Source organism: uncultured Ralstonia sp., from assembly GCA_913056305.1.
In the GTDB taxonomy this organism is placed as follows: domain Bacteria; phylum Pseudomonadota; class Gammaproteobacteria; order Burkholderiales; family Burkholderiaceae; genus Ralstonia.
The window spans coordinates 1-11059 of record CAJXMR010000157.1; the positions used below are offsets into that span (position 1 = coordinate 1).

The following is an 11059-nucleotide window of genomic DNA, read 5'->3' on the forward strand; positions in this document are numbered from 1 at the left end:
CCCAGACCACGCCGATCGACTCGCCGTAGGTCTTGAAGCTGGCCTTCTGCTCGGCGGTGAAACCGGTGGTGCCGATCACCACGCCGGTGCCCAGCTCGCGCGCCACGTCCAGGTGATGCAGCGTCGCCTCCGGCCGCGTGAAGTCGATCAGCACGTCAGCCTGCGACAGGCCGGCGCGCACGTCGTCAGTGACGATCACGCCGGTGGTCTTGCCCAGGCGCGTGCCGGCGTCCTGGCCCACGGCATCGCTGCCGGGGCGGTCCAGCGCAGCGCCCAGCGTCACGCCCGGCGTGCGGAGCACGGTGTCGATCAACATCTGGCCCATGCGGCCCGAGGCCCCTGCAATCGCAATCTTCATGACGGTTGGAATGGAAAAAGAGAATTCGGTCGGTAGAACGCACAAGCGGCGGAACCAGTCCGCCGCTCGCTTGAAGATGTCATGCCTGCTGCTGGCTGCGCACCCTTCAGGGCGACGTGGTGGCCGGCGGCGGAACGCTGGCGTCGGTGCCGCCACCGCCGGTACGGCGCTCGGGTAGCGTCACGTCCACGGTGTTCTTGGCGCCGGTGGTCGACTCGACACGGTCGCTCACCTCGGCCGACGGGATCGACGGTGCACGGGACGCCGGGGCCTGCCCCGCAGCAGCCGCCGCTTCCGCGGCTTCCTTCTTCGGACGTTTGATGCCGTCGATCTCGGCGATCAGCTCGGTCTCGGAAGGCAGCTCATCCGCACCAGCCCATTTGGTCAGGCGATCGCCATCGAACCACACGGTCAGCTTGCGCTCCTGCACCACGTTCGCGTTGCCGCGCTTGAACGAGAAGACGTAGTCCCAGCGGTTGGCGTGGAACATGTCGGTCAGCAGCGGCGTACCAAGCACGAAGCGAACCTGGTCGCGCGTCATGCCTTCCTTGAGCTGCGCCGCCTGTTCGCGCGAGACGAAGTTGCCCTGCACGATATCGATGCGATACGGCGTGATGGCATTGGCGATCTTGCGCGTGGTGTTGTCATAGGTCGAACACCCGGCCAGCAGGGCCGAAGCGGCGAGCACCGCGCCCAGTACGAGGCTGCCGCGACGGGCTGCTACGCTGGCGGCGGCAAAACGGACAGGACTGCGCGCAAAGAAAAAGGTCATGGGCGATCGGCCTTCAAACGGTCCCGGGCAAGCCCGGTATGGGTGCGGTGGCGCCTGGCGCGGGACGTATCGGATACGCCCGTCAATAGGACTTTTGCCGCCAAAACCCTTATGATTGAAATATCCGAACATTGTACTCTAGGGAGCCAGGCGCATGCCGAGTCCTGCAGACCTCAAGAACATCGGTCTGAAAGCCACGGTGCCGCGGTTGAAGATCCTCGAGATCTTCCAGACCAGCGAAGAGCGCCATCTGAGCGCTGAAGACGTGTATCGCATCCTGCTCGCCGAGCATATGGACATTGGCTTGGCCACGGTCTATCGCGTGCTCACGCAGTTCGAGCAGGCAGGGCTGCTGTCGCGCAACAACTTCGAATCGGGCAAGGCCATCTACGAGCTCAACGAGGGCAAGCACCACGACCACCTGGTGTGCCTCGACTGCGGCCGCGTGGAGGAATTCTTCGATGCCGAGATCGAGCAGCGCCAGCAGAGCATTGCCCGTGCGCGCGGCTTTGCGTTGCAGGAGCACGCGCTGTCCTTGTATGGCAACTGCACGAAAGACCCCTGCCCGTATCGCCCGAAGCGCTGACGCAGCGTGACAAAAGAGAACGGCCGCATCCAGTGCGGCCGTTTTTCATTGGGGCGGGGCGGAGAGTCGGGCGCGGGTGTCAGGCAGACAGCCGCGCCTCACCCTCCTTTTCTGCGTCACCCTTCCCGTTCTTGCTGGCCTTGCCGTTCTTGCCCGATTCGTCGGTCAGCAGCGGCGGGTGTGCCGGTGCCGCGGACGCCTGGCCGGTGTACTCGGCCACGACCTGCTTGAACAGGTTGCGCGCCCACACCAGCATCGGGTGCGTGTTGCGGCTGCGGTGCCACAGCATGTTCAGGCCCAGCACGGTTTCCAGCTCGGCCGGCAGCGGGAACGCGTTGAGATTGTAGGCCTCGCAGACCAGGTCCTTCATCAGCGAGTTGGCCGTGAAGATCATGTCGGTCTGCGCCGCGACTTCGGCCTGCGTGCGCCACGCATGCACGGTCATGGTGGAGCGGCGCTTGAGACCGCGCTGCTGCAGCGCGTAGTCCAGCGGGATCAGCGACGGTGCCACGCGGTTGCCCGGGTTGCCCTGCGCGATGAAGATGTGCTCGCACTCGAGGTACTGCTCGAGCGTGCAGCGCTCATTCAGGATCGGATGATCGCGGCGCGCACAGACCCACATGTTGAAGGAGGTCACCACCTCCTCCATGATCTCCGGATGCCGCGTGGGGAACGGCGAGAACGCCAGATCCAGCTCATTGGCACGCATGGCGGCCACATCGGCTTCCCACGACGACGATTCCGTCAGCCGCACCTGCAGCCCCGGCGCCAAGCGCTTGACGCGCAGCAGGAAGCGGTCGAACAGGGCATCGCCCAGGGTGCCGGCAAAGCTGATGTTGAAGGTGCCGGTGGCTTCGGCCGGGTCAAACGTGGCGATGTCGCCCTCGTTGATGGCGGCCCACAGGTCGAGCATCTCGCGCACCTTAGGACCCAGCTCGAGCGCCTTGGGCGTAGGCGTGAGACCGTGCGGCACACGGATGAAGAGCGGATCGTCGAAGATCTCGCGCAACCGGCCCAGCGAGTGCGATACCGCTGGCGCCGTCATGTGCATTTTTTCCGCCACGTAGGTGGCGTTCCGCTTGCTGAGCAGCTCGACAAAAATCACCAGCAACTTGGTATCGACGTTGACCATGGGACGCCTTGGCTCAGACACGTTGAAAAGCTGAACGGGCAAACGTTGCCGATGCAACAGCCCAATGCAGCGTGATACCACGACTGCATCACAAATGTAGTATTTGTTCAGTGTACGGACTGTGAAGCAATTTTCAAAGCGAATTCCCGTTCACCACGTCCGAATTTTGCCTCTTCGCAAACGTTTTCGTTGCGTTGCATAACAAAGGCGGCAAAACAGGTACCCCAGTCCCGTCGTGCTGCCTCGTTTTAAGCGCCAGCCACATCACTTGGCTTGCATGAGGCGATGGTGGTGTCCGGCATGGGGCTCGAGGAGCCTCGTGCCTCCACCCAGGCATCAGAAGAAAAAACGCGCCCGAAGGCGCGTTCTTCCTGATCCGCACAAGCGCAGGATTACTTGGCCACCACGCGGACCATCTCCAGCACCTTGTTCGAGTAGCCCCACTCGTTGTCGTACCAGCTCACCACCTTGATGAAGGTGCCGTCCAGCGCGATACCGGCTTCAGCGTCGAAGATCGAGGTGCGAGCATCGCCGCGGAAGTCCGTGGCCACGACCTTGTCTTCGGTGTAGCCCAGCACGCCCTTCAGCGCGCCTTGGCTCTGGGCCTTCATTTCGGCGCAGATCTCGGCGTAGGTGGCGGCCTTGTCCAGCTCGACGGTCAGGTCGACCACCGACACGTCGGAGGTCGGCACGCGGAACGACATGCCGGTCAGCTTCTTGTTCAGCTCCGGGATCACCACGCCCACGGCCTTGGCAGCGCCAGTCGACGACGGGATGATGTTTTCCAGGATGCCGCGGCCACCGCGCCAGTCCTTGTTGGACGGGCCGTCGACGGTCTTCTGCGTGGCGGTGGCGGCGTGCACGGTGGTCATCAGGCCGCGCTTGATGCCCCACTTATCGTTCAGCACCTTGGCGACCGGCGCCAGGCAGTTGGTCGTGCACGAAGCGTTCGAGATGATCGCCTCGCCCTTGTAGGTCTTGTCGTTGACGCCGAAGACGAACATCGGGGTGTCGTCCTTGGACGGGGCCGACATGATCACCTTCTTGGCGCCCGCGTCGATGTGCTTCTGCGCGCCTTCCTTGGTCAGGAAGATGCCGGTCGACTCGACCACCACGTCGGCGCCGACTTCGCCCCAGGCCAGTTCCGACGGGTCCTTCACGGCGGTCAGGCGGATCTTCTTGCCGTTGACGACCAGCGTGTCGCCGTCGACCGAGACTTCGCCGTCGAAGCGGCCGTGCACCGAGTCGTACTTCAGCATGTAGGCCAGGTAGTCGGGCTCGAGCAGGTCGTTGATGGCAACGACTTCGATGTCCTTGAAGTTGGCGATGGCGGCGCGGAACACCATGCGTCCGATGCGGCCGAAGCCGTTGATGCCGATCTTGATGGTCATGGTCAGTCTCCTGATAGCAAAAATGAAAGCGACGATGGCAACGCGGCACCTCGTGGGTGCCGCGTGCGCAGATTCAGTTAGGCAATGACGCTCTTGGCCGTGTTGGCCACGTTCTCAACCGTGAAGCCGAAGTGCTTGAACAGCACACCCGCCGGGGCCGACTCACCGAACGTGTCGATACCGACCACGGCCTGCACCTGGTATTTCCACCAAAAATCGGTCACGCCCGCTTCCACCGCGATGCGCGGCACGCCGGCCGGCAGCACGCTGGCCTTGTAGGCGGCATCCTGCTTGTCGAACACGGTGGTGGCGGGAATCGACACCACGCGCACCTGGATGCCTTCGGCGGCCAGGTGATCAGCGGCGCCAACCGCCAGGCCGACTTCCGAGCCGGTCGCGATGATGACCACGTCCGGGCGCTTGCCGTCAGCGGCGTCGCGCAGCACGTAGCCGCCGCGGGCGATGGCCTCGCGGGTGGCCGGGTTGCGCGCCTGGAACGGGAGGTTCTGGCGGCTGAAGATCAGGCAGCTCGGGCCGTGCTGGCGCTCGATGGCGGCCGCCCAGGCCACAGCGGTTTCAGTGGTGTCGGCGGTACGCCAGACGTCCATGTTCGGGATCAGGCGCAGGCTGGCGACGTGCTCGATCGATTGGTGCGTCGGGCCGTCTTCGCCCAGGCCGATGGAATCGTGCGTGAAGACGAAGATCGAGCGGAGCTTCATCAGCGCGGCCATGCGCAGCGCGTTGCGGCTGTAGTCGGAGAACGTCAGGAACGTGCCGCCGTACGGGATGTAGCCGCCGTGCAGCGCGATGCCGTTCATGATGGCGCTCATGCCGAACTCGCGCACGCCGTAGTTGATGTGGTTGCCCCAGGCATCCACGCGCACGGCCTTGCTGCCGCTCCAGTTGGTCAGGTTCGAGCCGGTCAGGTCGGCCGAGCCGCCCAGCAGCTCGCCCAGCACCGGGCCGTAGGCTTCCAGCGTGTTCTGGCTGGCCTTGCGGGTGGCGATGGTCTCGGCCTTCAGCTCGCACTTCTCGACGAATTCGGCGACGGCCTTCTCGAAGTTGGCCGGCAGCTCGCCGCGCATGCGGCGCTCGAATTGCTCGGCTTCGGCCGGATAGCGCTCGGAGTACGCGTCGAACAGCGCGTTCCAGGCCTTCTCCAGCGCCTGGCCCTGGCCCTTTGCATCCCACGCGTCGTACACGGCCTGCGGCACTTCGAACGGGGCGTGCGGCCAGGCCAGCGCTTCGCGCGCGGCGGCAATCTCGACGCCGCCCAGCGGGGCGCCGTGCACATCGTGGCCGCCTTCCTTGTTGGGGGCGCCCTTGCCGATCACGGTGCGGCAGCAGATCAGGGTCGGCTTGTCGGCCTTCTTGGCTTCGGCAATGGCGGCTTCCACGGCGGCGACGTTATGGCCGTCCACGGCGCGGATCACGTTCCAGCCATAGGCTTCGAAGCGCTTCGGGGTGTCGTCGTTGAACCAGTGGACGACCTCGCCATCGATCGAGATGCCGTTGTCGTCCCACAGCGCGACGAGCTTGTTCAGCTTGAGCGTACCGGCCAGCGAGCAGGCCTCGTGGCTGATGCCTTCCATCAGGCAGCCGTCGCCCAGGAAGACGTAGGTGTGGTGATTGACGATGTCAAAGCCGGGGCGGTTGAATTCCTCGCCCAGCAGGCGTTCAGCCAGCGCCATGCCGACCGCGTTGGTGATGCCCTGGCCGAGCGGGCCCGTCGTCGTTTCGATGCCCGGGGTGATGCCGTATTCCGGGTGGCCGGCGGTCTTGCTGTGCAGTTGGCGGAAGTTCTTCAGCTCCGACATCGGCAGGTCGTAGCCGGTCAGGTGCAGCAGCGCGTACACCAGCATCGAGCCGTGGCCGTTGGACAGCACGAAGCGGTCGCGGTCCGGCCAGCGCGGGTTGACCGGGTTGTGGCGCAGGTGGCGGCTCCACAGCGCCACGGCGATGTCCGCCATGCCCATTGGCGCGCCGGGATGGCCCGAATTGGCTTGCTGGACGGCGTCCATGGCAAGCACGCGGATGGCATTGGCCATCAACTGGGTGGGCTGGGTGGTAATCGAATGGAGTGCGGGAGCGGTCATGCGAACCTGCGGGCGGAAGGCGGGAAAACCGCGATTTTACCAGACGGGGATGACCCCGCTGGGGTGGTTTCCGCAATTGTGATGGGCCTTTACCGCTCCCCTGCCCGGCTTACCACTCCGCGACGGACCCGTCGGCGTGACGCCACACCGGGTTGCGCCAGTCGGGCGCCTCCTTGCTGCGTTCAATGACCAGCGCCTCGTCGATGTCCACGCCCAGCCCGGGCAGGCGCGGCGGGCGGATATAGCCACCGTCCAGCGCGAAATCGGCCTTGTTGCGCACGTAATCGAGTAGTTCGGCGCCCTTGTTGTAGTGGATGCCCATGCTCTGCTCCTGCAACGTCGCGTTCCAGCTCACGAAGTCGATATGCAGGCAGGCGGCCAGCGCGATCGGCCCGAGCGGGCAATGCGGCGCCAGCGCCACGTCGTACGCTTCGGCCATCCCGGCGATCTTCAGGCATTCGGTGATGCCACCCGCGTGCGACAGGTCCGGCTGCAGGATCGCCACCCCGCCCGCCTCCAGCACGCGCTTGAAGTCGAAGCGCGAGAACATGCGCTCGCCGGCGGCGATCGGCAGGTGCGTGTGCGCGGCCAGGCGGGCGTAGCTCTCGGCCTGCTCGGCCAGCACGGGCTCCTCGATGAAGAGCGGGCGGTACGGCTCCAGCTCCTTGATCAGCACCTTGGCCATCGGCGCAGAAACACGGCCGTGGAAGTCCAGCCCGAACTCGACCGTATTGCCAAAGGCCGAGCGGATCTCCGCCACCTTCGCCACCGCCGCATCCACCGCGCGCGCGGTGTCGATGATGCCCATCTCCTCGCAGCCGTTGAGCTTGAAGTGGTCGAAGCCGCCGGCCTGCAGCGCCTTCATGCCGGCGATCACGTCGGCCGGGCGGTCGCCGCCGACCCAGCTATAGGTGCGCATCCTGTCGCGCACGAGGCCGCCGAGCAGCTCGTACACCGGCACGCCCAGCACCTTGCCCTTGATGTCCCACAGCGCCTGGTCGATGCCGGCGATGGCGCTCATCAGGATCGGCCCGCCGCGGTAGAAGCCGGCGCGGTACATGGTCTGCCAGAGATCGTTGATGCGACGCGGATCCTGGCCGACGAGGTAGTCGGACAGTTCGTGCACCGCCGCCTCCACCGTGCGCGCACGGCCCTCGATGACGGGCTCGCCCCAGCCGGTGACGCCCTCGTCGGTCTCGATCTTGAGGAACATCCAGCGCGGCGGCAGGCGGTAGGTGGTCAGGCGGGTGATTTTCATGGGTGGATCGTGCGGTCGGATTGGACGGTGCGGTAGGCGGAGACGAAGGCGTGCGCGCGTTCGGCGGTGCGCTCGACGGGCTGGCCGGGCCGGTACAGGTCGCTCCCGAGACCCGCGCCGACGCAGCCGGCGGCAAGATAGTCCGCGAGGTTCTCGGGCGTGATGCCGCCCACCGCGAACACCGGCACCTCGGGCGGCAGCACGGCCTTGAGCGCGCGCACGTAGCCGGGGCCGAGCGCGCCGGCCGGGAAGATCTTCAGCGCCTCGGCGCCCGCATCGAGCGCGGCGAAGGCTTCGGTGATGGTCATGCAGCCGATGCAGGTGACGAGGCGGCGCGCGGCGGCGGCGCGGATCACGTCGGCATTCGTGTTGGGCGTGACGACCAGCTTGCCGCCGGCTGCGACCATCAGCTCGACATCTGCCGGCCGCAGCACGGTGCCGGCGCCGATCAGGGCGCGATCACTAAACGCGCGCGCGGCCAGTTGCACGCTCTGCGCCCAGTCGGGCGAGTTCATGGGAATCTCGATCGCGTCGAAGCCGGCGTCGACCAGCGCCTGCGTGTGCGCCAGCACCTCGTCGGGGCGGATGCCGCGCAAGATGGCGATCAGCGGTAGGTGTGCAGTCCAGGTCATCGTCATTCGTGATACAGCTGCGAGCGGCCGCCATCGATCAGGATGTCGGCCGCGTTGATGAAGCGCGCCTCGTCGGAAGCGAGGAACAGCGCGGTGTAGGCCACCTCCTCCGGCTCGCCGATGCGCTTGCATGGCAGCAGTTCGGCCTGGCGGCGGCGTTCGGCAGCGGGGTCGGGTGCGGCGGCAAAGCCGGCCTCGGCGATGGGCGTGAGGATCAGCCCCGGCGAGATCGAATTCACGCGGATGCCGCGCGCCGCATACTCGATGCCCAGCGCGCGCGTCAGCCCGATCAGCCCATGCTTGGCCACCGGATACGGAAACGCCCCCGGGATGATCTTGTGCCCGTGCACCGACGCGATGTTGACGATGCTGCCGGCGCCGCGCGCCAGCATGTGCGGCAGCACGGCGCGCGCGCAATGCCACGCGCCTTCCAGGTCGACCGACAGGCAGCGCGCCCAGTCCTCTTCGGTGAGCTTGAGCGGATCGGAGAACACGTTGATGCCCGCGTTGTTGACCAGCACGTCGATGCCGCCGAAGCGCTCGACGCCGGCCGCGACCATCGCGTCGATCTGGTCGCGCTGGCGCACGTCGGCCTGCACGAGGAGGATGTTGTCGTCGGTGCCGATGGATGCCGCGAACGCTTCGGCGCGTGCGTCACGCACCAGCGCGTTGACGATCACGCGCGCGCCGTGCTGCGCGAACAGCTTGGCGATAGCCCCGCCGATGCCCTGCGTGGCGCCCGTCACCAGGGCGACCTTGCCAGCGAGGCGCGGCGGGAAAGACATGGGAGAAGCCGTCATGCGTCAGAACGATGTCACGGTGAATTGGTAGTCGCGCTGCAGGCTCTGGCCGGTGCCGAGAAGGGTCAGGCCATGGTCCTGCAGTTGGCCCGGCAGGTTGTGCGCGTTGATGGTGTGATCGACCGGCTCGAAGCAGAAGAAGTCGTGCTCGGCCGGGGTGTACAGCACGTAGCGCGAGGTGTCTGCGGCGATTGCCACGGCGAGACGCCGGTCGGGCCAGACGACCTCGGCCTGGCCGCCCCAGCCCTCGAAGCTGTGGTCGATGGTGGTGCCGGGCTCCAGCAACCGGCGCTTGCGGAAATCGGCGTGCGGTGGCGGCGCCTGCAGCGTGATCGGCAGATGGTCAGGCGCGGCCTGCCACATGCCGGTGGCGCTCGCGTGCAATCGCACATCCGGCGTGCGCGGAAAGAATGGATGCACGCCCAGCCCGAACGGCAGCGGCGCGCCTTCGTTGCGCACCGTCAGCGTGATCTGCAGCGTGTTGCCGGCCAGCGTGTAGCGCTGCAATGCCCGATAGCGGAACGGTTGACCGTGGTCGACCACGGCAGCCAGTTCGATGAAGGTCTCGCCTTGCGCGACCTGGTGCCACGGCATCAGCCAGCCGTGGCCGTGCAGCGGATACAGTTCGTCGTCGCGCGTGAGCGGCACCTCGATGGTCTTGCCGTCGAAGGCGAAACGGCCGCCCCCGATACGGTTGGACCACGGCACCAACGGATAGCACGCGAGCGCCTTGGGTTCGCTCAGCGCCTCGTCGAGATTGCCTGGACGGAAGATGGGCACCGACTCACCGTCGCGCAGCAAGTCGAAACGCAGCAGGCCGCCACCGGAGGCGGGCAGCACCTCGGCGCGCAGCAGGCCATTCTCAAGCGGGTACGTGGGCATGGCCGAAACGGGCCTCCGGCAATCCGCGCACATTGGGCACGGTCAGTTGGAAGACTGCACCGGCGTTCACGTCTTCGGCCAGGCGCTGCGCAGACAGCCCCTCGCGTGCGGTCGCCAGGTGCAGCGTGTCGAATCTTGCCCCGCCGAATGCCGGGCAGGTCGGTTGCGATGCTGGCACCGGAACATGCGCCAGTACGCGCCCATCCGGCGCATAGCGCGTCAGGCGGTTACCGCCCCACTCTGCGTTCCACAGGCAGCCGTCGGCGTCGACGGTAGAGCCATCGGGCGAGCCCTTGTGAGCAGTGCCGCTATCCGCATCGCGTAAGTCAGCAAACACGCGGATGTTGGCAACCTCGCCGGTCTGGCCGTCGTAGTCGCACGCGTGGATGCGGCGGCTATGCGTATCGCACCAGTACATCGTCGCGCCGTCCGGGCTGAAGGCGATGCTGTTGGCGATCGCGATGTTGGGCAGTGCCAACCGCTGCAGCACGCCCAACGGCGTGAAACGGTAGAAGCTGCCGGTCGGCTCCGGGCCGCCCTCGTGCATCGTGCCGAAGACGTAGTTACCGGCGCGATCGGCGCGGCCGTCGTTGACGCGCGTGGTGGGGTTGGTTGGCTCTACGTCGGCGAGCAGCGTGATGGTGTGCGTGCGTGTGTCGAAACGCGCCACGTGCTTGGCAAGGCCCAGCATCAGTACGCCGGGTTCGTCGGTCAGCACGAAGGAGCCGAGGCGCTGTGGCAGCGGCCATTGACGTTCCTGGCCGGTCGCCGGGTCATGGCGCCACAGCAGCGACTCCTGGATGTCGGTCCACCACAGCACGCCCAGCGCGTCGTCCCAGAGGATGCCTTCGCCCAGCGTGCAGCGCAGGTCGGAGAGGAGGGTTGCGGTCGTCATGCAGCCACCTCCTTGATCGTGTCGGTCATTTCGCGTGGATAGTGTCGGTGTCTGCTTGCATTCGCGGACGTGCGCATCCCCGCTACGCGGGGCCCCTGCTTATTGCTCATGCCACCCCCCGGTTCAATCGCGGCCACCGCGATTCTTCAACTGATCCACCAGCACCGCCGCCAGCAGGATGCCGCCGCGTACGAGGTACTGGTAGAACGCGTCGATGTTCAGCAGGTTCATCGCGTTCTGCACGGTGCCCATGATCA

At 66.3% G+C, this 11059-nt stretch carries 10 protein-coding genes and 2 pseudogenes; 1 reads left to right on the forward strand and 11 read right to left on the reverse strand.

From position 1 onward, the window contains the following. Both QZ609_RS19495 and QZ609_RS19500 read right to left on the reverse strand, forming a co-directional pair. Positions 1–358: pseudogene (locus QZ609_RS19495) on the reverse strand (4-hydroxy-tetrahydrodipicolinate reductase); the annotation flags it as partial. 106 nt (positions 359–464) lie between these two features. Next, positions 465–1130 (reverse strand): outer membrane protein assembly factor BamE, encoded by a 666-nt coding sequence (locus tag QZ609_RS19500; protein ID WP_295498299.1) that lies wholly within the window; start codon positions 1128–1130, stop codon positions 465–467. A 154-nt stretch (positions 1131–1284) separates the two neighbouring features. Between QZ609_RS19500 and fur the strand changes: the two genes are divergently transcribed. Then, a complete protein-coding gene (fur, locus tag QZ609_RS19505; RefSeq protein ID WP_295498300.1) occupies positions 1285–1716 on the forward strand; it encodes a ferric iron uptake transcriptional regulator in 432 nt (143 codons plus the stop codon). A 79-nt stretch (positions 1717–1795) separates the two neighbouring features. Here the strand turns inward: fur and QZ609_RS19510 are convergent, their stop codons facing one another. The 9 genes and pseudogenes from QZ609_RS19510 to araH all read right to left on the reverse strand — a co-directional run. Continuing rightward, on the reverse strand, positions 1796–2848 hold the full coding sequence (locus QZ609_RS19510; RefSeq protein ID WP_295498302.1) for a LysR family transcriptional regulator: 1053 nt from the start codon (positions 2846–2848) through the stop codon (positions 1796–1798). 392 nt (positions 2849–3240) lie between these two features. Beyond that, positions 3241–4239 (reverse strand): type I glyceraldehyde-3-phosphate dehydrogenase, encoded by a 999-nt coding sequence (gene gap / locus QZ609_RS19515; RefSeq protein WP_295498305.1) that lies wholly within the window; start codon positions 4237–4239, stop codon positions 3241–3243. A gap of 77 nt (positions 4240–4316) precedes the next feature. Beyond that, positions 4317–6335, reverse strand: coding sequence for a transketolase (gene tkt, locus QZ609_RS19520; protein ID WP_295498308.1), 2019 nt, complete (start codon positions 6333–6335; stop codon positions 4317–4319). Between the two features lie 109 nt (positions 6336–6444). Further along, positions 6445–7593: a galactonate dehydratase gene (gene dgoD / locus QZ609_RS19525; RefSeq protein ID WP_295498311.1), complete on the reverse strand. Its 1149-nt coding sequence runs from the start codon at positions 7591–7593 to the stop codon at positions 6445–6447. Then, on the reverse strand, positions 7590–8225 hold the full coding sequence (locus QZ609_RS19530) for a 2-dehydro-3-deoxy-6-phosphogalactonate aldolase (RefSeq protein WP_295498314.1): 636 nt from the start codon (positions 8223–8225) through the stop codon (positions 7590–7592). Before QZ609_RS19530 ends, dgoD begins: the two co-directional genes overlap by 4 nt. Before the next feature lie 2 nt (positions 8226–8227). Beyond that, on the reverse strand, positions 8228–9025 hold the full coding sequence (locus tag QZ609_RS19535) for an SDR family oxidoreductase (RefSeq protein ID WP_295498317.1): 798 nt from the start codon (positions 9023–9025) through the stop codon (positions 8228–8230). 3 nt (positions 9026–9028) lie between these two features. Continuing rightward, on the reverse strand, positions 9029–9907 hold the full coding sequence (locus QZ609_RS19540) for an aldose 1-epimerase (protein WP_295498320.1): 879 nt from the start codon (positions 9905–9907) through the stop codon (positions 9029–9031). Further along, positions 9888–10802: an SMP-30/gluconolactonase/LRE family protein gene (locus QZ609_RS19545; protein ID WP_295498323.1), complete on the reverse strand. Its 915-nt coding sequence runs from the start codon at positions 10800–10802 to the stop codon at positions 9888–9890. The genes QZ609_RS19540 and QZ609_RS19545 overlap by 20 nt, the downstream gene beginning before the upstream one ends. Positions 10803–10925: 123 nt before the next feature. Beyond that, positions 10926–11059 (reverse strand): annotated as a pseudogene (araH, locus tag QZ609_RS19550) (L-arabinose ABC transporter permease AraH); the annotation flags it as partial.

Excerpts from the sequence above, each read along its gene's own strand:
- dgoD (WP_295498311.1), bottom strand. The coding sequence starts at position 7,593 with ATGAAAATCACCCGCCTGACCACCTACCGCCTGCCGCCGCGCTGGATG.
- tkt (WP_295498308.1), bottom strand. The coding sequence starts at position 6,335 with ATGACCGCTCCCGCACTCCATTCGATTACCACCCAGCCCACCCAGTTG.
- QZ609_RS19540 (WP_295498320.1), bottom strand. The coding sequence starts at position 9,907 with ATGCCCACGTACCCGCTTGAGAATGGCCTGCTGCGCGCCGAGGTGCTG.
- QZ609_RS19535 (WP_295498317.1), bottom strand. The coding sequence starts at position 9,025 with ATGACGGCTTCTCCCATGTCTTTCCCGCCGCGCCTCGCTGGCAAGGTC.
- QZ609_RS19545 (WP_295498323.1), bottom strand. The coding sequence starts at position 10,802 with ATGACGACCGCAACCCTCCTCTCCGACCTGCGCTGCACGCTGGGCGAA.
- fur (WP_295498300.1), top strand. The coding sequence starts at position 1,285 with ATGCCGAGTCCTGCAGACCTCAAGAACATCGGTCTGAAAGCCACGGTG.
- QZ609_RS19510 (WP_295498302.1), bottom strand. The coding sequence starts at position 2,848 with ATGGTCAACGTCGATACCAAGTTGCTGGTGATTTTTGTCGAGCTGCTC.
- gap (WP_295498305.1), bottom strand. The coding sequence starts at position 4,239 with ATGACCATCAAGATCGGCATCAACGGCTTCGGCCGCATCGGACGCATG.
- QZ609_RS19500 (WP_295498299.1), bottom strand. The coding sequence starts at position 1,130 with ATGACCTTTTTCTTTGCGCGCAGTCCTGTCCGTTTTGCCGCCGCCAGC.
- QZ609_RS19530 (WP_295498314.1), bottom strand. The coding sequence starts at position 8,225 with ATGACCTGGACTGCACACCTACCGCTGATCGCCATCTTGCGCGGCATC.